The sequence below is a fragment of the Aureimonas sp. SA4125 genome (genome assembly GCF_019973775.1).
Classification (GTDB): Bacteria; Pseudomonadota; Alphaproteobacteria; order Rhizobiales; family Rhizobiaceae; genus Plantimonas.
This window is the reverse complement of the sequence record NZ_AP025033.1, coordinates 109,322-131,777: the sequence shown is the minus strand read 5'-3', so window position 1 is coordinate 131,777 and position 22,456 is coordinate 109,322. Positions and strand designations below refer to the sequence as shown.

17 protein-coding genes and 3 pseudogenes are annotated in these 22,456 nt (G+C 62.0%); 11 read left to right on the top strand and 9 right to left on the bottom strand.

The window, feature by feature from the left end; genetic code table 11:
- Positions 1–50 precede the first annotated feature (50 nt).
- Complete coding sequence (locus Sa4125_RS24125; protein ID WP_223998294.1) at positions 51–1,334, top strand: IS66 family transposase; 1,284 nt, start codon at positions 51–53, stop codon at positions 1,332–1,334.
- 866 nt (positions 1,335–2,200) lie between these two features.
- On the opposite strand, the gene Sa4125_RS24115 is transcribed toward Sa4125_RS24125, so the two are convergent.
- Positions 2,201–2,800 (bottom strand): recombinase family protein, encoded by a 600-nt coding sequence (locus tag Sa4125_RS24115; protein ID WP_224008593.1) that lies wholly within the window; start codon positions 2,798–2,800, stop codon positions 2,201–2,203.
- A 248-nt stretch (positions 2,801–3,048) separates the two neighbouring features.
- Here Sa4125_RS24115 and Sa4125_RS24110 point away from each other — a divergent pair, with 248 nt between their 5' ends.
- Genes Sa4125_RS24110 through Sa4125_RS24100 form a run of 3 tightly spaced genes read left to right on the top strand, consistent with a single transcriptional unit; the run spans position 3,049 to position 4,757 of the window.
- Entirely contained in the window at positions 3,049–3,297 is a 249-nt protein-coding gene (locus Sa4125_RS24110) for an AbrB/MazE/SpoVT family DNA-binding domain-containing protein (protein WP_224008428.1), read from the top strand.
- Between the two features lie 3 nt (positions 3,298–3,300).
- Positions 3,301–3,687, top strand: a complete 387-nt coding sequence (locus tag Sa4125_RS24105) for a type II toxin-antitoxin system VapC family toxin (RefSeq protein WP_224008425.1) — start codon at positions 3,301–3,303, stop codon at positions 3,685–3,687.
- Between the two features lie 41 nt (positions 3,688–3,728).
- Positions 3,729–4,757, top strand: a complete 1,029-nt coding sequence (locus tag Sa4125_RS24100; RefSeq protein ID WP_224008423.1) for a 3'-5' exonuclease — start codon at positions 3,729–3,731, stop codon at positions 4,755–4,757.
- Between the two features lie 22 nt (positions 4,758–4,779).
- Here Sa4125_RS24100 and Sa4125_RS24095 read toward each other — a convergent pair.
- Positions 4,780–5,136: pseudogene (locus tag Sa4125_RS24095) on the bottom strand (recombinase family protein); the annotation flags it as partial.
- A gap of 539 nt (positions 5,137–5,675) precedes the next feature.
- Here Sa4125_RS24095 and Sa4125_RS24090 point away from each other — a divergent pair.
- Together Sa4125_RS24090 and Sa4125_RS24085 are read left to right on the top strand one after the other, a co-directional pair.
- Positions 5,676–6,881, top strand: a complete 1,206-nt coding sequence (locus tag Sa4125_RS24090) for an ATP-binding protein (protein WP_224008419.1) — start codon at positions 5,676–5,678, stop codon at positions 6,879–6,881.
- Positions 6,874–9,381 (top strand): annotated as a pseudogene (locus Sa4125_RS24085) (S8 family peptidase). The gene Sa4125_RS24090 and the pseudogene Sa4125_RS24085 overlap by 8 nt, the downstream one beginning before the upstream one ends.
- 214 nt (positions 9,382–9,595) lie before the next feature.
- Here the strand turns inward: Sa4125_RS24085 and Sa4125_RS24080 are convergent.
- Positions 9,596–10,365 (bottom strand): annotated as a pseudogene (locus Sa4125_RS24080) (IS5 family transposase).
- 137 nt (positions 10,366–10,502) lie between these two features.
- On the opposite strand from Sa4125_RS24080, the gene istA reads away from it, so the two are divergent.
- The 3 genes from istA (at position 10,503) to Sa4125_RS24065 (ending at position 14,371) form a co-directional block, all read left to right on the top strand.
- The gene (gene istA / locus Sa4125_RS24075) at positions 10,503–12,002 is read left to right on the top strand and encodes an IS21 family transposase (protein ID WP_224005539.1); all 1,500 of its coding nucleotides are present in this window, start codon (positions 10,503–10,505) and stop codon (positions 12,000–12,002) included.
- Positions 12,002–12,730 carry an IS21-like element helper ATPase IstB gene (gene istB, locus Sa4125_RS24070; protein ID WP_224005536.1) on the top strand — a complete coding sequence of 243 codons (729 nt, stop codon included), beginning with the start codon at positions 12,002–12,004 and terminating at the stop codon, positions 12,728–12,730. The genes istA and istB overlap by 1 nt, the downstream gene beginning before the upstream one ends.
- A gap of 588 nt (positions 12,731–13,318) precedes the next feature.
- On the top strand, positions 13,319–14,371 hold the full coding sequence (locus Sa4125_RS24065) for a Swt1 family HEPN domain-containing protein (RefSeq protein WP_224008416.1): 1,053 nt from the start codon (positions 13,319–13,321) through the stop codon (positions 14,369–14,371).
- A gap of 111 nt (positions 14,372–14,482) precedes the next feature.
- On the opposite strand, the gene Sa4125_RS24060 is transcribed toward Sa4125_RS24065, so the two are convergent.
- Both Sa4125_RS24060 and Sa4125_RS24055 read right to left on the bottom strand, forming a co-directional pair.
- Entirely contained in the window at positions 14,483–15,448 is a 966-nt protein-coding gene (locus Sa4125_RS24060) for a sodium-dependent bicarbonate transport family permease (RefSeq protein WP_224008414.1), read from the bottom strand.
- Entirely contained in the window at positions 15,445–16,428 is a 984-nt protein-coding gene (locus Sa4125_RS24055) for a TerC family protein (protein ID WP_224008412.1), read from the bottom strand. The genes Sa4125_RS24060 and Sa4125_RS24055 overlap by 4 nt, the downstream gene beginning before the upstream one ends.
- A 245-nt stretch (positions 16,429–16,673) precedes the next feature.
- Between Sa4125_RS24055 and Sa4125_RS24050 the strand changes: the two genes are divergently transcribed.
- The gene (locus Sa4125_RS24050; protein WP_224008410.1) at positions 16,674–17,588 is read left to right on the top strand and encodes a hydrogen peroxide-inducible genes activator; all 915 of its coding nucleotides are present in this window, start codon (positions 16,674–16,676) and stop codon (positions 17,586–17,588) included.
- A gap of 569 nt (positions 17,589–18,157) precedes the next feature.
- Here Sa4125_RS24050 and Sa4125_RS24045 read toward each other — a convergent pair.
- The gene (locus tag Sa4125_RS24045) at positions 18,158–19,441 is read right to left on the bottom strand and encodes an IS66 family transposase (RefSeq protein ID WP_224008407.1); all 1,284 of its coding nucleotides are present in this window, start codon (positions 19,439–19,441) and stop codon (positions 18,158–18,160) included.
- 349 nt (positions 19,442–19,790) lie between these two features.
- Between Sa4125_RS24045 and Sa4125_RS24040 the strand changes: the two genes are divergently transcribed.
- Positions 19,791–20,030 carry a WGR domain-containing protein gene (locus Sa4125_RS24040; RefSeq protein ID WP_224008405.1) on the top strand — a complete coding sequence of 80 codons (240 nt, stop codon included), beginning with the start codon at positions 19,791–19,793 and terminating at the stop codon, positions 20,028–20,030.
- A gap of 74 nt (positions 20,031–20,104) precedes the next feature.
- Here the strand turns inward: Sa4125_RS24040 and Sa4125_RS24035 are convergent, their stop codons facing one another.
- From Sa4125_RS24035 to Sa4125_RS24025, 3 genes are all read right to left on the bottom strand, one after another.
- On the bottom strand, positions 20,105–20,242 hold the full coding sequence (locus Sa4125_RS24035; RefSeq protein WP_224008403.1) for a hypothetical protein: 138 nt from the start codon (positions 20,240–20,242) through the stop codon (positions 20,105–20,107).
- 375 nt (positions 20,243–20,617) lie between these two features.
- Positions 20,618–20,929: a DUF736 domain-containing protein gene (locus Sa4125_RS24030; RefSeq protein ID WP_224008401.1), complete on the bottom strand. Its 312-nt coding sequence runs from the start codon at positions 20,927–20,929 to the stop codon at positions 20,618–20,620.
- A gap of 551 nt (positions 20,930–21,480) precedes the next feature.
- On the bottom strand, positions 21,481–22,407 hold the full coding sequence (locus tag Sa4125_RS24025) for a zincin-like metallopeptidase domain-containing protein (protein ID WP_224008399.1): 927 nt from the start codon (positions 22,405–22,407) through the stop codon (positions 21,481–21,483).
- Between the last annotated feature and the right edge of the window lie 49 nt (positions 22,408–22,456).

The window sequence follows — 22,456 nt, the reverse complement described above, 5'->3', positions numbered from 1 at the left end:
TAATTACCCACCCCCTTGTCACGGGCCGAATTCCCTGAATCCATGGACGGATGGATCGCGGTGATTTGCAGCGTCTGACGAAGGAAGAGTTGATCGATCTGGTGCTGAAGATTCAGCGTCCGGAGAAGACGTCACGCACATCCTCGAAGCCTCCGTCTAGTGACCGCAAGGAGCGCCGTGAGCAGGCAAGACCTGGCGGCGCCAAGCCCGGTCACGAAGGCCACAGCCGAGCGATGGGTGAGGATTTCGATCGGCTCGTCGATCACCGTCCCGAGCAATGCTCCTGCTGCCAGGCAGCCCTGGCCGATAGCCTTCCCGCGGAGATCGGCGGCACGTACGAGACGGTCGATCTGCCGGAGATCAAGCCGTTCGTGACGCGTCATCGCCGGCTTTCGGTTTGTTGTCCTTCCTGCGGCACGCTTGTCTCAGCGGGATTGCCCGATGCGGCAAGGGGGACGCCGTTCGGGCCGCGGCTGCATGCGGTGGCGACCTATCTTAAGACCTTCCAGGCCCTGTCCTATGAACGGCTTCAGAAAGCTCTGGCCGATCTCTTCGGCTTGCAGATCAGCCAGGGCGGGCTGATGAACATGCTGCGCCGGGCGCAGGGCACCTTCGTCGCCGACCGCGATCTCGCCATTGCCGCCCTGCGCCGCTCCAAGGTGGTGGCCTCGGACGAGACCGGCGTTCGCATCGAAGGCAGCAACGCCTTCCAATGGGTGTTTCGCTGCGATGACGCAGTCGTCCATCGTGCCGCTCCGACCCGTGGTGCCATCGTGGTCAGGACCCTGATGGACGGGCACCGGCCAAAGGTCTGGTGTTCCGATCGCTACTCTGCCCAGCAGGGACATGCCGACGCCCATCAGACCTGTCTGGCTCATCTGGCCCGCGACGTCGCCTACGCCGAACAGGCGGGCGAGGATCTGCTGCCGTCGCGGCTGCGGATCTGGCTGTCCAAGGCTTTCGCTTTGGCCAGCGGCATCACGACCTTCGCCGCATCGACCATCGTCGCCAAGCGCCGTGCACTGGAGCGAAGTCTTTCCGAGATCCTCGCCGCACCGACCTCCTGCCCTTTCGCTCGAGTGGTCCAGCACAAGTTCAGGCGAGCGCGCGACCAGCTCCTGACCTTCACTCTCTGGACCGGGATGGTCGAGGCCACCAACAACGGCTGCGAGCGCGCCCTGCGACCGGCCGTGATCCAGCGCAAGGTCACCAACGGCTATCGATCCATGTGGGCCGCCGAAGGCGAAGCTGACATCCGAACCGTCGTCGATACCGCCCGGCTGCGCCAAGGGGGCAACGTCTTCAACACAATTCTCGAGACGGTAGGCGCCTGACATTCTACGGAATGCGGGGGTGGGTAATTACCAAAAACGGATGGAATTGAGATCTTCTCGATCAACCTCGTTAGTGGCGATGCCGCTGTTCTCGGAGCCTGTGCGACCGACGCGTCGCATTACTACGCCGTTGCGACTGCGGTCGAGCTAACGGATGTCTTCAAGTCGATTTCGTCAAAAATCAGGAAAATCAGGCTCTTGAACTAAATATAGTGTATATGACTTTGTGATGTATCGCAGAATCATGCGAAGAATCCATAATCCAAATTCGCGTAGGGTGTATAATTAGTTTTAAGCGCCTCTCACGTGTGCATAAAGCAATTGGGAGATCATCACTTAATTCAAGGCGCGACTTCGCTTGTTATCGTACATCGCAGAATCAGCCAATGCGGGCATCTCGGCTGCATCTCGCCCGGGTTCCCATACGGACCCTCCCAGACTGACGCCAACCGCAATTTCTATTGCCGGCATCTTTATCGGGGGGCCAGATGCCGCTTCATTCGGTCAAAAACGACCGACAGGGCTCCATCCGTCGATGCAGTGACGATCGCGACGAATTCGTCGCCACCTATTCTGGCGACGAATTCGTTCGGACGGACGGCCGCCTTCACCCGGGTAGCGACCTGCCTGATGACTTCATCGCCGACTGTGTGACCATACTGGCCATTGACAAACAGGTCAATTCAAGCGCTCGTCGGTAACACTGGCCATCGCGGCTTCGCTGCCTGCACCTGTTCGGTGGACCAGTTCAAATCTGAATGCATGGCGGGCTTGGCGACCACCGTGGAGATGGCAGGCGATGCGGCTTGGGGTGGCGCTGCCGGCTGCCGGCAACCCAAGTCAATTAAACGGAAACCGTATGACAATCACGGTTCGTTTGCCGCCGCGTCTTTGGTGGTGTCCCGAGCTCTTTGAATCGTAAGGCGACTTACGGCGAAATCGCGGGCGACCGCGGAGATCGAAGTCCCCTCCCCCAGCCTTTCGCGAACGATGCGCTTCTGCTCGGCTGTCAGTTTGGCGGGGCGACCGAGCACCTTACCCTGCTCCTTCGCACGCACGAGGCCAGCATGCGTGCGCTCGATCAGGAGGTCTCGTTCGAACTCGGCGACAGCGTTGATGACGCTCATGGTCATGCGGCCGGTAGAACTCGTCAGATCGACACCGCCCAGCGCCAAGCAGTGCACCTTGATGCCCATCTCGGCCAAAAGTTCGACTGTCGCACGCACGTCCATAGCGTTCCGCCCGAGGCGGTCCATCTTCGTGACGACCAGTATGTCTCCCTCCTCCATCCGGTCGAGCAGCTTCCGGAAGCCTTCGCGCTCCTTGGCCGCGAGTGAGCCTGATACGGTTTCTGACACGACGCGGCGAACCTGGACCTCGAAACCGGCGGCGCGGATCTCTCCGATCTGGTTGTCGGTCGTTTGGCCGTTGGTGGAGACGCGAACGTAAGCGAAAAGTCGGGACATTGAGGCTCGTACCAGCTCGAAAAGGTCGTAATCTTTTAGCGCATGCTCGATATAAGCGATAGCTAGTTTTCGTGCATCCAGCCACGCCCCTGCTCTAAACCGATCCTTTGAGGGCAGGTCAATCAAGCTGGTTGAGCCAGCTGGGCTTCACCTGGAACTTGGCAGCAGAACATGCTTGACGCACACTATGCACCATAGCGTCTTTCTGGCATAGACGATATCAAATGACGCATGAGAAGGGGTGGACCATGCCAGCAGCAAAAGGCAAAATCGTCGAGGGTGGACGCGTGATCCTTCCTGCGGCATTCCGCAAATCGATGGGGCTGTCAAAGGGCGATACAGTCTTGATCGAACTGCACGGTGAAGAGGTTCGTATCCGCCCTGCCCGCTCTGCTTTGCGCCGTCTGCAGGAGAAACTTCGCGATTATGCACCCGAAAGCGGATCGGTCGCGGACGAACTTATCGCCGAGCGCCGGCAGGAAGCGGAGAGAGAGTAGGAGATGGCCTGCGTTCTTGATGCGTCCGCTGTCCTTTGCCTGATCTTTTCGGAGAAGGGGTCCGACAAGGTCGAGGCACGGCTCGGCGACGCCAGCATGTCGGTCGTCAACTACACCGAGGTCCTTTCCAAGCTGATCGATCGTGGCCTTGGTGCAGACGAAGCGGTGCAGGATCTGTCCGATCTCGACATCGCCGTTATTCCCGTTGGCCAGGACGTCGCCGAGGAGGCAGCGCGGCTTCGATCCGTTTCGAAGGAGGTGGGTCTGTCGCTCGGTGATCGGTTCTGTCTCGCACTGGCCAAGAGCCTGGGCGCACCAGCCCTCACGACTGACCGAGCCTGGAAGGAGATTGCGAAGGCTACCGGTGTTAAGGTCGAACTCGTTCGCTGATCATGGCGCGGCATCGGCCTAAGGATGGAGAGGACAACCGAATGGGAAGCGATAAGCCCTTCCAGATCGATCTCTTCGGCGTGATCCCGCTTCCCGCCACGCAGCGTTCGCAGATCCGTCGGCCAACGCCCCCCCGGCGTATGGCAGGTGAGCCTCAGGTTTCTAGCCGAGATCCGGCATACGAGGCTGGGATGGTCGAGCGTCTGGAAGCGACCGGACGATACCGTGTCCTGCGCAAGCTCGAGCCTCGCCCGGTCGCGCCGGAACTCTGGCCGCTTTCGGACCGGCAGCCCGGATCCTGGCCGCGGCTCGGCATCGTTCTCGACACCGAGACGACGGGCCTTGACCATGCCACCCACGAAATCATCGAGCTCGGCATGGTCGCCTTCACTTATGACGAGATGGGTGTGCGGGACGTCGTCGGCGTCTTTTCGGCCCTGCAGCAGCCGACGACCGCCATCACCGCGGAAATCACCCGCATCACCGGCATTACGGACGCGATGGTCGCCGGGCAGCGGATCGATCTCGATGTCGTGCAACGTTTCGTCGAGGATGCCGATCTCATCGTCGCCCACAATGCTCGCTTTGACCGACCCTTCTGCGAGAAGCTCGCCCCCGGCTTCGACGTGAAACCCTGGGCGTGCTCGGTCTCGGAAGTGGACTGGATTGGCCTCGGCTTCGAGGGCACGAAGCTCGGTTATCTCGTCGGCCAGTGCGGCGCCTTTCACAACGGACACCGAGCAGTCGACGACTGCCATGCCCTTCTGGAAGTTCTCACGCATTCGCCTCGCATCCAGGCGATGCCGCCGTTCCAGCAGCTGCTGGCGTCGTCACAACAGGCGCGCCTTTGCATCCACGCGCGTGGCTCGCCGTTCCACACGAAGGACGCTCTGAAGGCCCGCGGCTACCGCTGGAGTGACGGCGTAGGTGGCAAGCCAAAATGCTGGTGGCGCGAAATCACCGAGGACGCCTACGACGAGGAAGCGCGCTTCCTCGAGGAGGAAATCCACGGCGGCAGCATGAACGCCCATGTCGACCGCCTGACAGCCTGCGAGCGGTTCAAGGCATAGCCGCTATCCTTCAACAAAGGGGCTTCACCCCGTTCTTCACCAGGCTGCGGACGTAGAACTCGAACTGGTCGCGGAAGAACGGAGAGAAGCTGTAGACGACGATGACGGTGAACGTTGGCGGCTTGGTCGTCGCCGCACCGGTCATGGCTTGAAAGGCAGGCCGGCGATCGTCCGTCGCGGTGTTACCCGGCTCGACGAACTCGGCAGCGACCTCCCAGCCGCGCGAAAGGCAATAGCCTTCGATTTGGTGGCGCTGGCCGGGAATCGACGGGTCGCGTTCGGCCTGACGGCCGGTCGAGACCCGCAAGTAGAGCGCGGCGCGGGCGGGCACGACGACCGGCGCCTCATCATCATCTCGTCGCGGGGCGGCCCTGGTCATGACGCATCACTCCTCACTTCACGGCAGCGGTCCGTGGTTCTCGCGCGACCGGCGCGAAGCCCGGCGCGGCGAGACGCAATTAGAGTAACTCGAGCCGGACATCCGGGCATTCGGCCCAGCGACGAGGTGTGCGGCGGCAGAGCTTGCGCGGAAAGTAATCCCGGCACGCTGCGTCGCGCAGTGCGCCTCGTGCAAAGCCCCTGTCAAGGCGTAGCGCCGATAGTGGCGCGTTGCAGCGGGCGTCATGCTTCGCCCCACGGATCAACGCCGTGATCGTGGCAATCGGCGAACTCGCGGAGATTAGGAGCCGCCAGGCGAGCCGCACGATCGCGGGGATCTGATTGTCGACCCAGCAGAGATTGGTCGCCCGATCCTGAGGTGTTCTGCCAGGGCCAAATCAACGCCTCCTTGCAACGGAAGCTCGGTATCACGCACCGCTGCGGCTCGATTTTGCACCATATTCCTATTGATATACAACAAATAGATCTGTACATGCATCGTACCGGCACGATTGTGCAACGCCCCACTGGGAATCGCTTATGGACCATTTCTCGATCATCCAAGCTCTCTGTCGCGCGGCAATGGCCGATGCGTCACCGGCCCTGCGCAAGCAGATCGAGCGCCTGCGCGATGCGCTGGCCAAGGATGGAGATGCGAAGCAATCCGCCACCTTGACCAGCATTCTGACGACCGCGGATCGGACGAAGGAGCTTTCACCGAGTCGTATCGAGCGTTCCAAGGCGCAGATTTCCGGCGAAATTTTAACGCGCAACACGCCCGTGCCTGTTGATCGCGAAACGGCGGCGGCGCTGGCGGACATCATCTTTCCGGTGGACATCCAACCGACCGCACCGCTGTTCAACGCGACGGTCAGCCAAGCCATCGAAACCATCATCGAAGAGTGGGCAAATTTCGAAGCCCTGTCCGAGATCGACATCCGGCCGTCGAAGACCTGCCTCATCTACGGGGCGCCCGGAACGGGAAAGACCCGCTTGGCGCTTTGGATCGCGCAGCAGCTCGACCTTCCCGTAGTCCTGGTGAAGTTGGACGGTCTCGTGTCGTCCTTCCTGGGCACTACCGCGCGCAACATAGGTAATTTGTTCACGTTCGCGAACCGCCATCGTTGCATCCTTCTTCTCGACGAGTTCGATGCCATCGCGAAAGTCCGAGACGACCCGCAGGAAGTCGGAGAGATCAAGCGCGTCGTGAATGCGCTTCTTCAGAACCTCGATGTTCGCCGCGATATCGGCTTCACAATCGGGATCACAAATCACCCGAAGCTCTTGGACACTGCCGTCTGGCGGCGCTTCGAGGTTCAGCTTGAGATTCCCAAGCCGGACTTCGAGATGCGGAAGGCGATCGCCGCTCATTTCATGCCGCCCGTTAAGGCCCCGGACATCCATTTGCGGCTGATCGCATGGTTTACCGAGGGTTCGACCGGCGCCGAGATCGAGTCACTCGTCCGCACGTACAAGAAGGCCACCACCGTTCGGGAGGAGGACAAGCGTGGGCTGCTCGATACGCTCCGCCAATTCGCCACGCTGAACGCCGCCCGGGTTCAAAGCGAACGCCGCGCGCTGCTGTTCGACGATTCGAGCAATCTGTTTCGGGCCATGCGGGATGATCCGATCCTTGGCTTCTCGATGGCCGACATCGGCGACATTGCGGGCAAGGATAAATCGACAGTCAGCCGTCAGCTCGGCCGAGCCGCCAGGTCCGGCGAAGGCGAGGTGCTGAATGGCTAGTCCGATCCAGATCGTCCTCAATCCGGAAAACTAGGAGGAAGCGCGCGAAGCTGGCGGCGGTGGCGGCCGAAAGGACTTCTTCGCCCACCGCGACGCCGAGTTCGCCAAGCATCGCGCGGCACTCACGAGCCAGATCGACACAATCTCCGGCGTGTTCAGCGCGCAGTCACAAGGCGACGTCGGTTTTGTGAAGGTCATTCTGCGCCGTGAAGCTTGGGCGAAAAGTCACCGTCCCGTTGCGAGCCTCTTCCGCAACGATCGCACCCCGGTCGTCGGCGGCGGCGATCTCGGCGTGATGATCATCGAAGCCCGCCCGGGCACGCTCCGCCAGGTCGCGGCCGAGATCGCCAAGGCCGAGACGCATACAGAGATGCGCTTCAACGAACAGAAGCAAAAGGATGAGCCTCACCCGTCAGCCCGAAGGAGCGAAACCGGCGCCATTGACCGGATCGAAGTCTACGGCCCTGCCGACCGCCGCAACTTTTCGGTGGAGGAAGCCATCGCATGGCTTTCAAACCCGATGACCGGCAGCAGCTATCAAGTCGAGCTGTTCGATAGCCCACCTCCCCGTTCGGAATGGGATCTCCTTGACGCAGGCCATCGTCGCCTCGCCGAGAGTTTCATCGCGGGCTTCAATGCTCTTGGTAATGGGCTCGCGGTTGAGCGGCTGCCAAATCACCGCCAAAAGCAGCCGATCCTCTCCGTCCGGCTCCACCTATCCAGTGATCAGCCCGTCTTGCGGCTGAATGAAGCCTCGCTCAGCGAGCGCCGTCGCGAATTGGCGGTTTTCAATCCCGACGTCAAACGCCACGCCCGCCTGCTTGCCTTCCTCGACAGCCATCCGCTGGTGCGGCGAGTCGAACTGCCCGGCATCGTCGTCCGGGCTACAGGTGCGGTCACGCCCGCGCCGCGCACGCGGCCAACGAACGTCGCCATTCCTATTCGCGACAGCCGTCGCACCCATCCACGGCTCGGCATCATCGACGGCGGAATCAGCGAAGCGCTTTCGGACTGGGTGATTGATCGGTGGGACATTCTCGCCGACGAAGACGCCGACCTCGCGCATGGCACCTTTATAGGTGGCCTAGCCGCGGTCGGCGGCGCTTTGAACGGCGCGGAAACTTGCCCTGAGCCCGATGGCGCGGAGCTGGTCGATGTCGCCGTCTTTCCAAATGAGCGCAAGGCCGGAGCCTTCGCTTCATATTAGCCCGAGGGCTTGCCACAATTCTTCGACGAAATGGAAACCGCCGTTTCCGACGCCCGCGCCCGGCACGGGGTGCGGGTGTTCAACATGAGCCTCAACATCCTGCAACCGGCGGCGCCGGATCGGTACAGCCCGCACGCAGCACGGCTCGATCTGATTGCTGAAACGAACAATGCGGTCGTGTTCATTTCGGCGGGCAATATCCAGCCCCAGGATCTCCGCGCCGAATGGCCCGCCGACGCAACCAACGCGCTCGCCAATCTCGTGAACGCTCGCAACGACGGCTTGCTCACGCCGGCCGAAAGCGCCCGCAATGTCGCTGTCGCCGCGCTCAATCCGCCGGGACATGACGGGTGCCTACCCTTCGCGCCCACGCGGTACAGTCGCCGTGGCCCTGGCCTGCGCGCCGGGGTTAAACCGGATTTGGCGCATATCGGCGGTGCGGGTTCCCAGCATCCCATCCTCGGACACGGGCTGTTCTCGATTCTGCCCGATGGAACCATCGTAGATGGCTGCGGCACGAGCTACGCCTCGCCTCTCGCCGCGAAAACCGCCGCCGTTCTCGACCACGCCATTGAGGGGGAAGTCTCGCGAGAGACTCTGATCGGCTTGCTGGTCCATCACGCCGAAATGCCGGCGCCCTTGCAATCCAAGGCGCTCGCGCCGATCGCGCGACATATGGTCGGCTTCGGCATGCCTCCGTCCGCCGACCGGATCCTTGATACCGGTGACCACGCCATCACGCTCGTCTTTGCTTCGCGTATCCGGCGCGATCAGCAGATCAACTTCCGCTTCGCGTGGCCGGCGTCGCTGGTGGGACCAGGCGGCAAGTGCCGGGGCCGGGCGAAGATCACCCTTGTTTCCACGCCGCCCCTGGATGCCCGGTTCGGGTCGGAGTTCGTGCGGGTGAACATCAACGCCACCTTGCAGCAGGAGCAGGCGGGCGGCGGATGGAAGGGTCGTCTTGAACCGCTCTACCTCCCCTCAAAGCGGGATTCAGCGGCCGTCGAAGCGGAACTGATCGAGCACGATCTGAAGTGGAGCCCGGTGAAAGTTCTGGCCAAGACCTTCCCACAGGGTGTCGGCCCGTCCTCGAACTGGCGGCTCTTTGTCGACTCTTTGACCCGCGCCGGGGAGGTTATGCCCGAGGAGGGCGTGCCGTTCACGGCGATCGTCACCATCAGCGACCCCGACGCCGAGCAGCCGGTGTTCACCGATATGCGTCAAAACCTCCAGGCGCTCGGCACGCAAATCGCCGACATCCGGACTGCCGCACGCATTACGCCGCGCGTCTGATTCTGGTTGGTGGATGCCGCCGCTCGCCGGATAGCGAGACCTTACGGAGATTTGTCATGGCGAGATCAGTGTCACTCAAAACCGGACGAGTTTTCGGGACCCTCACAGCCGCCAAAGAGCATTTTATGCTCATCTTAAATTGTAAAATCGCATGCAAATCTGACCCCCTGAGCGGGGTATTTCGCGTCCAAAACTGACCCCCTGCTGCGATGTTTTAGGCAGTGTGGACAAAGTGTCTGATCCACAATCGGATGGATGCCACGAGAACGAAGCCGAGAAAGCTGTCTGCGGTCTTGTCGTATCGCGTGGCCAGCCGCCGACTGTGTTTCAGCTTTGAGAAGCAGCGCTCGACGAGGTTTCTCAGGCCGTAAATGTATCCGTCAATGACGGGTTGGACCTTGCGGTTTCGCTTTGCGGGGATGACCGCGGCAACGCCTCTGGCCTTGAGGTCGGCAAGGATGAAGTCGGCGTCGTATCCCTTGTCGGCGAGCAGGACACAGGGCTTGGGACCGGGCTGGTCCATGACCGGCGCATAGCCTTTCATATCGGAGACCTGACCGCCGCTCAGCGTGATAGCGACAGGGAGGCCTCGAGCATTGCTGCGGAGATGGATCTTGGTCGAGAAGCCACCACGAGAGCGGCCAAGACTTTGGTCCTGATCCCTTTTTTTAGCGCGCCGGCGGCGTGCTGATGGGCGCGGATAATGGTAGAATCGATCATTTGAACGCTGTCATGACCCGTGCCGATCTCATTCAGCGCCTCCAGTATCACGTCCCAGAGCCCCGCCTGCGTCCAGCGCCGGAACTGGCGATAGACGGAGTTCCAGGCTCCGAAATCGCTGTGTAGATCACGCCACGCCGTCCCCGTTCGGGCGATCCAGAAGACCCCGTCGAGCACCAACCGATGATCGCGAGGCCGTCTACCTCGCCTCGGACCCTTCTCGACCACGAACGGCTCGAAGAAGGCCCATTCCGCATCCGACATCAAACCTCGAACCAACACCGCCCTCCGCAAAGAGCAGCCTTGAATCAGTCAGCAGGTGATTTGGGAATCCCCTTTGTCCACACCGCCTAGGTTTCCGCTTTTCCGGCCTTTCGGGCCGTGGAGGGCGATGCTGGGGAATGATTGGCGTGGATTTGATTGGACAGATACGGCGTGCGTTTCACGACCAAGGGCGGGGGATCAAGACGATCGCCCGGGAGTTTTCAGTGTCGCGGACGACGGTCCGCAAAGTTGTTCGCGGCGACGACACTGAGTTCCGATACGAGCGCGAGGTTCAGCCGGCGCCGAAGCTTGGGGCTTATGTCGAGGACCTGACGGCCATCCTGGAAGCGGAAGCCGCGCTGCCCTGTCGGGAGCGCCGCTCGACGCAGCGTCTTTTCGAGGAGCTGCGCGGTCGCGGCTATGACGGGGCCCACGACAGCGTTCATCGGTTTGCCCGGACATGGCGTCAGGAGCGCTCTCGTCTTCCAGCAAAGGCGTACGTGCCGATGAGCTTCGCACCTGGCGAGGCCTACCAGTTCGACTGGAGCCACGAGACGATCACGCTCCAGGGACTGCCGCTGATGGTGAAGGCCGCTCACATGCGCCTGTCGCACAGCCGGATGCCGTTCGTCCGCGCCTATTTCCGGGAGACGCAGGAACTGGTCTTCGACGCCCATGACAAGGCGTTCGCCTTCTACGGCGGAGTTTGTCGTCGCGGAATCTACGACAACATGAAGACGGCCGTAGAGACGATCTTCGTGGGCAAGGCCCGTCAGTACAACCGCCGTTTCTTGCAGATGTGCTCGCACCACCTGATCGAGCCGGTGGCCTGCACGCCCGCGGCAGGGTGGGAGAAAGGCCAGGTGGAGAACCAGGTCGGCAACCTGCGCGACCAGATATTCCGGCCCAAGCCCAAGGTAGCAAGCCTCGAGGAGCTGAACGCTTGGCTTGAAGACCAGTGCATCGCCTATGCCAAGCGCACCCGTCATCCCGAGTTCAAGGATCGGACCGTCTGGGAGGTCTTCCAGGAGGAGAAGCTGGCGCTGATGGAGCTTCGCTCGCCGTTCGAAGGGTTCGTCGAGAAGGCGGTCCGGGCCAGCACGACCTGCCTCGTCATGGCCGACTACAACCGCTACAGCGTCGACGCCCGGGCCGCCGGCCAGACGGTCCTGGTGCGAACCTATGCCGAGCGGGTCGTCGTTCTGTTCGAGAGCGAGATCGTCGCCGATCATCCGCGGCAATTCCGTCGCGACCAGGTCATCTACGATCCCTGGCATTATCTGCCGGTGCTTTTGAAGAAGCCGGGGGCGCTGCGCAACGGAGCGCCGTTCAAGGACTGGGACCTGCCGCCCGCTCTGGCGCAGGTCCGTGCCGATCTGAAGCGGCACGACGACGGCGACCGCCAGTTCGTCAAAGTGCTCGGCGCCGTCCTCGATCATGGGCTTGATGCCGTCGAGGCCGCCTGCACCGAGGCTGTAGAGGCCGGGATCTGCCATGGCGACGTGATCTTGACGATCCTCGCCCGGCAGCTTCAGCCGCCGCCGGTGTCCAGCATCGAGATTCCCGCGATGCTGGCCTTGAAGGCCCCGCCGTTGGCCGACTGCGCCCGCTACGACAGCATCCGGAAGGTGGCGTGATGGAGCGCCACGACCTTCTGGCCATGATGGAAGATCTGAAGCTCCAGGGCATGCGCGCCAGCTTCGACGAGATCACCGGCAAGGGCCTGCAACGCCGCGACGAACTCTACCCATTGCTCGCCAGTCTCTTGCGGGCCGAGCACAACCATCGTCAGGCCCGCTCCATCGTCTACCGTGTCGCCAGTGCCAAGTTCCCGGTGCTGAAGGATCTGGACGCCTTCCGCTTTGCCGACACGACGATCGACGAGGCCAAGGTGCGCGAGATCGCCACCGGCGCGTTCCTCGAGGCCAAGCGCAACGCCATATTCATCGGCGGGACCGGCACCGGAAAGACTCATCTGGTCATCGCCACTTCGGCCGCAGTGGTCCGCTCTCATGCCCGAGGGCGGTTCTACAATCTCGTGGACCTGGTCAACCAACTCGAGCAGGAAAAGGCTGCCGGCAAGGGAGGCCGCCTGGCTGAGAACCTGTTGCGATACGATCTCGTCGTGATCGACGAACTTGGCTACCTGCCGTTCAGCCAGGCCGGCGGGCAACTGCTCTTCCATCTCATCAGCAAGCTGTACGAGCATACCTCACTGCTGATCACGACGAATCTCGCCTTCGCCGATTGGCCGCAGATCTTCGGCGATGCCAAGATGACCACGGCGATGCTCGACCGCCTCACTCACCACTGCGACATCATCGAAACCGGCAACACGAGCTGGCGCTTCAAAAACCGAAGCTAATCCTCAAACACGGAATCCATCATCCCGAACGCCGACATGCAAAAGGGGCCCGATCGGGCCCCTTTTGCATGTCGGCGACAACGTCAGCGCAGGGGTCAATATTGGACGCGAAAAGGGGTCACGGTTGGACGCGATTTGACATCTTAAATGGCCAAGAGCTGAAGCAGGCATTTGCCGGGGACGAGCTGGCCGACATCAGCGCCATTTACGAGGACTACTGCGCTAGGACCGGCTGGGAATTACTATCGCCTCCGGCGTCCTTCTATCCCACACATGATCGCGGTCCAGGCTACACCACGCGATGCTATGGCGTCACTTTCCAAGATGGGACGACTGGTAAATTCTCGTTTAAGAAGGCGCTGAGAGCGATTGCAGCGTGAGGTTCGTTGGGCGCGCAATCAGCAAGCGAGTCTGCAATGTCCTATGATTTCCGCCGTCTTTGGGAGCAACAAGAGACGCTGAGGCGAATGATGGACCCTTTGGGCGACCTGCGGCGACATATCGATCCGCTGCAAGTTGCCTACGAAGGGCCAGGAATAGGTCCGGCAGCAATGGATTTTATCCGACAGGAAAAAGAAACACCGCAAAATGATTGCCGCTTTCGCAGATTTCGGCGGCGTCACCAATATCACCCAAGATTTCGAGCGACAGCGCCAGCTGCTTGAAGGGCCGGTCGAGCAGGCAAGACGCTTGGGCTTGTTCGATCCTAACTCGGATATCCGTAAATCAATAAGCGCAACTATGGAAGCGCAGCAGGCCTATGAACGCCGGTTTAGGCTTCCAGAGACTATGGAGCTCGGCCGGATCGCCCACGAAGCTATGGAGCTGGCCAGCCTCGCGCGCGCTGTGCTCGGGACTGATGATCGACTGCAAGCGGCTATGGCGTCCATGCGGTCACCCTGGCTTCAAATCGAGGAAAGCCTGGTGTCGGCCAAGGCGTTCTCCGAGATCGTAGCGATGGGCCGCGGTATCGAGAGTCGCCCCGCGTTCGATCATCTTTTCGCCTCAGCGCTACGGCCTGGGCTCGGCGATTGGCGCGACCTGCTGACGCCGACACCCGAGCAGTTGATCGACCCCGTGCTGCGTTCCGGTTTCTATGTGGAGCGGGGCTTCGATCCCGACCTTACCGATTTTACGCCTATGGCTTTCGACGAAAGCCTGAGGATCGCTAGTCTGCGGGAACCAGTGGCGACCGAGGGCCCCAACGAGCAGGAGGATGGCTTCGTCCGTGCCAAGGAGGGGTTCGATCGACTGCAACGCTTCGAAGTCGCGCTCCGTCGCTTCATCGAGCGTGTGATGCAGGCTGCTTTCGGCGACGATTGGATGAAGCGGCAGCTGCCCGCCAAAATGCTCGACGCTTGGATCGACAAGCGAGATAAAGCAGTGAAGGCCGGATATACTGAGCAACCGCTAATTGACTATGCGGATTTCACCGACTATCGGGCGATCATCGAACGTCAGGACAATTGGAACGCGGTGTTCAAGCCGGTGTTCGGACGCGCAGAGGATGTGCGGGAATCCTTCCAGCGCCTGTTCCCTATCCGCATTACGACCATGCACGCCCGTCTCATCACGAGGGACGACGAACTGCTTCTGCTTGTAGAGACGAAGCGCGTCCTGAATGCGATCCGAGGTCAGTAATCAACGGTGGGGCAGAACGCCGAGCACCATGTCAGCAGCAGCGGGCAGTTCCTGGCGACTCCAGCACAAAGGAATACCTGCCGACGAAGTTCCGTAAGGAGCATCGCCTCCCTATGGCTTCCAAGTTTCCGCTATCTCAACGGCAAGCAGGATGTACAGAGGGATCCCCAGCGTCACGTTGAACGGGAAGGTGACGCCGAGCGACATGGCGAGCGATGTCCCGGCATTGGCCTGTGGCAGGGCGATACGCATGGCGGCCGGCACTGCGATGTAGGAGGCGCTGGCGGCAAGGATGCCCATCGCCGCAGCGTTTGACGGCTCCAGCCCGACCATCGACGCGAGGAAGACGCCCGCGACGCCGTTCAGAAGGGGCAGTGCTATCGCCATTGTCAGAAGCCGCAGGCTGAGCGAGCGCGTGTCCCGCAATCGACGCGCGGCGACCAGGCCCATGTCGAGTAGGAAGAGGCAGAGGATGCCCCGAAAGGCGGCCTCGAACACGGGGGCGATCTGAACGAAGCCATCTTTTCCGATCGTCATGCCGATGAGGAAGCTCCCGACCAGAAGCACGACGGAACCATTGAACAGGGCCTCGTGAAGGAGGCCGCCCTTGCCCAACTCCACCGTGCCGGCAGCGCGACGGGCCAGCAGGAGTCCGACGATGATCGCGGGCGTCTCCATCAGGGCGAGGACGGCAACCATGTATCCGGATGCCTGGAGGCCCGCGAGGCTGAGCGCCTCGGCTCCTGCCACGAAGGTCACGACGCTGACGGAGCCGTAATGGGCGGCGATCGATGCAGCGTCGGTGGCGGACTGCCCGGCGAACTTCCGCCCGAGCCAGTAGGCGGGCAGCGGCAAGGCAGCCGAGAGCACCAGGCCTAGGGCGGCGGCGATCGCAAGATCGCTTCCGACGCCCTCGGCCGCGACGGCGACCCCTCCCTTGAGGCCGATCGCGATCATCAGATAGATCGCGATCGCCTTGCCGACCGCCTCGGGAATGCTGAGGTCCGACCGCGCGAGGGCCGCAAGGACCCCCAGCGCGAAAAAGAGGACCATCGGCGACAGCAGCGTTGCCGTCACGCTGCGAGCTCCGACTTTCTGGTCCGCCACAGCGAGTAGCCGATGCCCGCTGCGATGATGCCGATCGTCACCGTCAGCGACACGCCTGCCGGAAACTTCTCAAGGCCCATCAGGTCCGCAACGAAGATCTTCGAGCCGATGAAGACAAGGACGATCGCCAATGCGGGCTTCAGATACCGGAACCGATGGATCATGGCGGCGAGCGCGAAAAAGAGAGCGCGCAGGCCGAGAATGGCGAAGATGTTGGACGTGTAGACGATGAAGGGGTCCGTGGTGATCGCGAAGATGGCGGGGACCGAGTCGACGGCAAAGATCACGTCCGCGATCTCGACCATCACCAACGCCATGAAGAGCGGCGTCATGAACCAGACCGCCTTTCCGGTACGGGGATCAGGCTTCTTCACGAAGAAGTCTTGGCCGTGATGCTCGTCAGTGACGTTGAAGCGGCGGCGCAGGAAACGGATCAGCGGGTTGTTGCCGATCTCGGGTTCCTTGTCGCCGATCAGGAGCATCTTGATGCCGGTGACGATCAGGAAGGCGGCAAAGATGTAGAGGACCCAGGAGAACTCGGAGACCAGCGTCGCACCGAGGCCAATCATGATGGCGCGCAACACGATGACGCCGATGATCCCCCAAAACAGCACCCGATGCTGATAGATCCGGGGAACGGCAAAGAACGAAAATATCAGCGCGATGACGAAGACGTTGTCGAGCGCCAGCGTCTTCTCCACCACGAACCCTGTGAAGTAGTTCAGCCCCGGCTCGGAGCCGAGCTGCCACCAGACCCAGCCCCCGAAAGCGAGACCCAAGCTGATATACATGGCTGAGAGGAGAAGGCTTTCCCTGACCCCGATCTCGTGATTGTCGCGATGGAGAACGCCGAGGTCGAAAACGAGAAGGATGACGACGATGGTGAGGAAGGACAGCCACATCCAAAGCGGCTTTCCCAACCAGTCGATCATGAGAAAGGAAATATCCATGCAACATTCACTCCTGCCGGCACGCGAGTGGGGATCGCGTCCGACATCGTGAGAGGACCGGCGTCTCTCACCAGAGGGGCCCGGACTTCAGGCTGATTGACGGGAAGTACTTTGAATCAAAGCAGAGGGCCCTTGGCAGTAGAGCTTCGGCTGCGGTCCCTGTCGCCCATTCATGAGATCGCATGGCGTGAGCGATAGCTCCAATTGATTGTTGAAATCGCTTCGATAGTCGTTAGCTATCGGACATGGTTTTCCGCCCGACTCTCCGGCAACTCGAATATGTCGTCGCCGTTCACGACCTTCGGCACTTCGGGCAAGCGGCGCGCCAGTGCCACGTATCCCAGCCGACGCTGTCGGTGCAGGTCTCCCTGGTCGAGCAGGGTCTGGGCATGCCGCTCTTCGAGCGGACGTCATCGCAAGTCGTGCCGACGCCTTCCGGAGAGAAGCTGGCGAGAGGGGCGAGGCTTCTTATGACCTCGCTGAACGATCTCCTCGATGATCTCTCCTCCCAGGCTGCGGCGCTGGGGGGCATGATCCGCCTCGGCACGCCGGCGACGCTCGGTCCCTACTTCCTCCCGCGTCTCCTGCGAGGTCTCCACGAGCGTTACCCGACACTCCAGGTCTACGTCCGGGAAGACAGTCCCGCGGCCTTGGAGGAGGCAGTTTTGGAGGGATCGCTCGACTGCGGCCTCGGACCGACGCCCGAACGAGCTGGTCTTTCGTTCCGCAGGGTCGGACGGGAAGCCATCTATCTCGGGGTACCGACCGACCACATACTGGCGACTGGCGAATCCGTTCGCCTCGCAGACCTTCGCGGCGAAAAGCTCCTCGCTCTCGGCCGCGGCCATCGGCTGCTGGAAAATGTCCGCCATCTCGCGCAGGCTTCGGGCGCTCACATCGTCGAGAACTTCGAGGGGACTAGTCTGGACGCGATCCGGCAGATGGTGTCGATCGGCATGGGGCTGTCGCTGTTTCCCGAACTCTACGCGCGGGCCGAGTTCCGGCAGAGCGACGACGTGAAGCTGCTAGAGTTCGGGGACTGGAGCGAGCGCCGCGACGTCGGGTTCTACTGGCGCGAAGGCAGTGGCCGAGCGCGGCACTATCTCATGCTAGCAGACGCTGCCGACGGCGTAGCGGCTCAGCTTGGGATCGGCATATAAGTATAACTCTGTATCGACAGAATTGCCCTGCGGAGTTCGAAGGCGAAAAATTGATCAGGAAGAATATTGAGAGCGACCCGATTGGCTAACTGCCAGAAACTCGTTCCCCACTGCTGACGAGGCACAGTCGCGGCGGACGTGGCAAGGAATAGGATCGACGCCGGTTGACGACGTTCGTAAATCCAACGCAGGTGATTGTGTCGCCGCCGCCTGAACCGGCGTAATTACCCACCCCTTTGAGCGCATTCATTTGACGGCTGATGATGTCTGGCGCTTGTCATTTTCATCTTTTTGATGGGCGAGTTATTTTGAGTTGCCGGTAAGTTGTGGGCAGCTTGTGGACGCGTCGCGGCAACTCGCGAGCACGTCGCGGGCGCTTCGATATAACGTTTGCCCAGGCACATCAGGTTCAGTGCCAGGCTGGCCGCTTTCGACCTTGTCGTGATTGCCTGAAGCGTGATGGCGTATGAGGACGTAACGGGGGTGTTCGGCATGTTAAGGCGTGATGCCGTCACGCTTGCAGCGGCGCATCAAAGGTTTTCACCGTCTCCGGTCCTCTTCGAACCGGTTCAGGCTGTGACGGTCTGGAGGATCGTCTTGAAGGTGTTGGCTCCGGGACGCAGCCGGGCGGTATCGACCACGGTGCGGATGTCGGCCTCGCCCTTGGCGGCCCACATGGCTCGATAGCCATTCGTCACCTTTCGCTGGATGACAGCGGGGCGCAGAGATCGCTCGCAGCCATTGTTCGTCGGCTCGACCAAGCCGGGGTGGAGCGCGAAGGTCAAAAGCTGATCGCGGGCTCGCCGGAACTTGTTCTGAATGGTTCGGGCGAAGTCGCAACCAGTCGATGTCGCGAGAATGGCTTCGAGACTTTTCTCCAGGGCTTTGCGCTTGGCGGCGATGGTCGATGCGGCGAGCGTGCCGATGTCGTCGGCCAAGGCGAAGGCCCGTTTCAGCCAGAGCCGCACCCGTGAAGGAAGCGCGTCCTCGCCGGCCTCTTCGGCATAGGCGACATCGCGGGCGAGATGGGCAAGGCAGGTCTGATGCGCATTTCCATGGCCCTGTTGGGCCGAATAGCGATCAGAACACCAGACTTCCGGGCGATGCCCGTCCATTAGCGTCTTCACCACGATCGCCCCGCGTGTCGTGGCGGCTTGGTGGACGACGGCCTCGTCGCAGCGGAACACCCACTGATAGGAATTGCTGCCCTCGATCCGCACCCCGGTTTCGTCGGACGCCACGACCCTGGCCCGGCGAAGGGCGGCGATGGCGCTGTCGCGCTCCGGCACAAAAGCGCCTTGCGCCCGGCGCAGCATATTCATCAAGCCGCCCTGGCTGATGGTGAGACCGAAGAGGTCGGCAAAGGCGCTCTGAAGCCGCTCGTAGGACAGGGCTTGGAAGGTCTTGAGATAGGTCGCCACCGCATGAAGGCGCGGTCCGAAAGGCGTGCCCCTGGCCGCATCCGGCACCGGCGCGGCATTGACCATGCCGCAGGACGGACAGGTGACGGCCAGCCGCCGATGCCGCTCGACCATGGGCTTGATGTCGGGCAATTCGATCGCCTCGTGCTCGCTGACGAGCGCCGCGGCAAGATCGCTCGCCAAGACCGTTCCGCAGCAGGAACATTGGCCGGGACGATGATCAACGACGCGGTCAAAATTCTCGGCCATCGCCCGGCTATGCCCTTCATGGCCAGGCTTGGCGCCGCCGGGCTTCGATCGCTCGCGCTGCGCCTTGCGGTCCGTCGACGGAGGCTTCGAGGACGTACGCGACGTCTTCTCCGGACGCTGAATCTTCAGCACCAGTTCGATCAGCTCTTCCTTCGTCAGACGCTGCAAATCACCCCGTTCCATACCGACATGGATTCAGCCTTTGCATGCTCTGACAAGGGGGTGGGTAATTGCGAACCGGCGGTCTATCGCAGTGTCGATCATATGCCCAACGTGGATTTTCGAAGTAGTGGTCGCTGGAAGAGTTGCAGCTGTCGCACATTCCTGCCTCAAATCTGCCCGCCTTCTTTCAGCCCGTGGCGGCGGATCTGCTTCAATCCCAGTATAGCGGCGGTTCCGTCTGCGACATGGTGAATTGCTCTTTTGGGGCATGATTTCGGCGGTTGTTTCATAACCACGCTGAATCGATCGGGGCGGATCGATTCACCAAAATCATTGGATCTGTAGCGAGCACAAAGCGAGACTCGTCCCCATGACCGAGGACGACGACACGCCGCTGCACCTGACCCGCATCGATCCCGCTCGCAACATGGCGCGGTTCTATGTGCTCGCGCTTCAGCCGACGCTGTTCGGCGGCGTTTCCGTCATTCGAAACTGGGGCCGGATCGGCACGAATGGGCGAGAGAAGGTCGAAACCTATGACGATGTCGACGACGCAGGCGCCGCCTGTCGCCGCCTCGAGCGAACCAAACGCAGGCGCGGATACCGCTGACCGGCATCTTCACGGCGGCATCGCCGCAGGCCGGAAACGCGGAAGCATCGGTCCCGACAAAGGAAGTGGGAGGCTTACGCCTCCGCCTCCTTCGCCTGCTCGATGAGGAACGCGAGGCGCTTATGCGTCGCGGCACGCTCACGCTTCGTCAGATAGCATGCAGCCAGCTCAGCGCGCATCTCGGCGATGTCGAGAAAGATGTCGTAGGTCATGGGAAGCTCCTTCGTTGATAAGGAGGTCCGGCGACGGGTGAGAAGGAAGCGGGTCAAGGATCGCGGCACGCGACCGGCGGAGCCGGCGCATGGGGGAGCCGAAATGCGCCAGCATTTTGGGGGGACCGTTGCGTCCTTGAGGCGTAACGCCGAGCCGTACACTGCCGCTCTATCAGGGGGGGGGGAAAGGTCCAGCCTGGCACCCGTTGGCACCCCCGCGACGCATCGCGGCGCCACAATGAACGGACACCGAGATTGGGCAAGACGACGCGACGCTTCCCGCCGTGCATCCATTGGCCAAGAGGACTGACACGGCCGACAGTCTCTTCGTGCTGGGTCGGCCCCACGGTTTCCCGCGGGGCTGATGGTCTGGCCTCAGTCCCGGGCGGGCCGGGACCAGATGAGCTGGAGTTCGCTCTCGCCCTCGACCTCGATGAGGTTGGCGTAGATCGGAGCGGGGAAGCTCGGGTCGTCCAGTTTGACCGAGAGGTATTCGCGGCCCGTTTCTTGCGCCACCTTCTTCCAGGCCGCACCGAGCTCGATTCCAGCTGCGACGATGCGGAAGTGTGGTCCCCTGTCGGAGGGGTTCTCGACCGGGGTGAATGTCGCCTTGATCTTGAGCGCGAGGGTGCGGACCGTGCCGGTGTAGCCGTTGCCGTTTGCGATAAAGGTGCCGATGGTTGCCATTGTCGTGATCCTCTGCGGTGTTCCGAGCCGCGCCCATCGCGGCCTCGATGGCAATCGAAAGACCAGAGGCGATCGACCCGCACCTCGGAGAGGCCGGAACAGCGTGGAGGGCGGCCGGGAGCGGCTTTGTTGCTTCGCGAGGAATGGGCGCCAAGCGCACAGGGGAAGAAAGTCGCGATGGCCGTTGCGGGGACAAGATCGAGACGATGCGAAGCGGCGGCGGCCTTTGGTCAGACATGCGCATCGAGGACGAAGTGGGAACGGCTGTGTGAGCGACCCGCCGCATCACGACAATGGCGACCATCACCCCCAAGCTCGATGGCAACTTGCCCCGGCACAATGTCGCCGGGGTCGCAGGTGAATGATGCCGAAATCGCTGGTCGACCGCCCCCCGCCGACAGTTTGCTAGAGCTCCCGCCCTCGCCGGTCGAAACTCAAGGTGGCGTTGGCGCATCGGGACATGGACCGCCCTCTCCACTCGTGCCAGCTATCGACCATCGGCAACGGCGCGGCGCAGTCCCATCGCGATGGTGAGATCGACGGTTGTGGCATCATGCGGCCTCCCGTTTCTCAACCGCGGCCGGTTGCAGGCTGTGCAGGAAAGCGACGGCCCGCTGCGCATGGGCGGCGGCCGCGAAGATCGCTCGTCTGTCGCCTGACAGCACCTTTAGCCAGGAGTCGAGATAGCTCGCATGATCCTCGCGCGGCTCGAGCTCCGGCACGATGCCGAGATCGGCGCAGAGGAAGCAGCTGCCGAGCTCGGCGACGAGTTCCTCGCGGGCGCGCTCGCTGCGGTCCCTGTGGTAGCGGGAGAGATCGCGCCCGACACGGTGGGACGGCGCCGTCCAGTGGGTTGCCTCGTGGCTGAGAACGGCGACATGGGAGGCCGCGTCGCGGAACGCCTCGAAGGGCGGCATCTGGATATGATCCGAGGCCGGCACATAGAACGCTTTCGTTCCCCCATGCCGAATGACCGCCCCAGTGTTGGCGAAGAACCGGTCAGCCTCGACGATGCGAGCGACGGGATCGAGGACCGGCATGGCGGGCGCGCGATAGCGCTCTGGCAGCCCGTCGATCTGGTCGACGTTAAAGACAGTGTAGGCGCGCATGAACGAGATGTCCCGTTCCACTTCGCCGCCGGCGCCGTCGCCCTTGGTCTTTTTGAAGCGGCTGGCGAAGACGACGGTCGAGCCGCTTTCGCCCTTGCGGACATGGGCGCCGAGCTCGGCCGCCTGCTTGAAGGTCATCCACGTCGGCGAGGCAAAGCCTCGCGCGACGGACTCGGACCAGAGAAGCAAGACGTTCATGCCGGAATAGGGCTCACCGTTGTGGCGGAGCGGCCGGGTGATGCGGCCAGATGCGTTCGCCGCGCTCCACGGCTGCATCCAGGGTTTCACGCCTTTTTCGAGATCCGCGACGATCCGGTCGGTGATCCGTGTGTAGATGTCGACGCGCGACTTTTCCTGTTTGCTGCTCATTTCCTGAACCTCCGTCTGGAGGCCGCGCCGATCGCGGCCCCGTCACGGA

What these genes read in the sequence shown, in the direction of transcription:
- istB (WP_224005536.1), top strand. Translation starts at nt 12,002, where the DNA reads ATGGAGCGCCACGACCTTCTGGCCATGATGGAAGATCTGAAGCTCCAG.
- Sa4125_RS24110 (WP_224008428.1), top strand. Translation starts at nt 3,049, where the DNA reads ATGCCAGCAGCAAAAGGCAAAATCGTCGAGGGTGGACGCGTGATCCTT.
- Sa4125_RS24035 (WP_224008403.1), bottom strand. Translation starts at nt 20,242, where the DNA reads ATGACCTACGACATCTTTCTCGACATCGCCGAGATGCGCGCTGAGCTG.
- Sa4125_RS24125 (WP_223998294.1), top strand. Translation starts at nt 51, where the DNA reads ATGGATCGCGGTGATTTGCAGCGTCTGACGAAGGAAGAGTTGATCGAT.
- Sa4125_RS24050 (WP_224008410.1), top strand. Translation starts at nt 16,674, where the DNA reads ATGGTTTTCCGCCCGACTCTCCGGCAACTCGAATATGTCGTCGCCGTT.
- Sa4125_RS24040 (WP_224008405.1), top strand. Translation starts at nt 19,791, where the DNA reads ATGACCGAGGACGACGACACGCCGCTGCACCTGACCCGCATCGATCCC.
- Sa4125_RS24115 (WP_224008593.1), bottom strand. Translation starts at nt 2,800, where the DNA reads ATGTCCCGACTTTTCGCTTACGTTCGCGTCTCCACCAACGGCCAAACG.
- Sa4125_RS24030 (WP_224008401.1), bottom strand. Translation starts at nt 20,929, where the DNA reads ATGGCAACCATCGGCACCTTTATCGCAAACGGCAACGGCTACACCGGC.
- Sa4125_RS24025 (WP_224008399.1), bottom strand. Translation starts at nt 22,407, where the DNA reads ATGAGCAGCAAACAGGAAAAGTCGCGCGTCGACATCTACACACGGATC.
- Sa4125_RS24045 (WP_224008407.1), bottom strand. Translation starts at nt 19,441, where the DNA reads ATGGAACGGGGTGATTTGCAGCGTCTGACGAAGGAAGAGCTGATCGAA.
- Sa4125_RS24065 (WP_224008416.1), top strand. Translation starts at nt 13,319, where the DNA reads ATGATTGCCGCTTTCGCAGATTTCGGCGGCGTCACCAATATCACCCAA.
- Sa4125_RS24100 (WP_224008423.1), top strand. Translation starts at nt 3,729, where the DNA reads ATGGGAAGCGATAAGCCCTTCCAGATCGATCTCTTCGGCGTGATCCCG.
- Sa4125_RS24105 (WP_224008425.1), top strand. Translation starts at nt 3,301, where the DNA reads ATGGCCTGCGTTCTTGATGCGTCCGCTGTCCTTTGCCTGATCTTTTCG.
- istA (WP_224005539.1), top strand. Translation starts at nt 10,503, where the DNA reads ATGATTGGCGTGGATTTGATTGGACAGATACGGCGTGCGTTTCACGAC.
- Sa4125_RS24090 (WP_224008419.1), top strand. Translation starts at nt 5,676, where the DNA reads ATGGACCATTTCTCGATCATCCAAGCTCTCTGTCGCGCGGCAATGGCC.
- Sa4125_RS24055 (WP_224008412.1), bottom strand. Translation starts at nt 16,428, where the DNA reads ATGGATATTTCCTTTCTCATGATCGACTGGTTGGGAAAGCCGCTTTGG.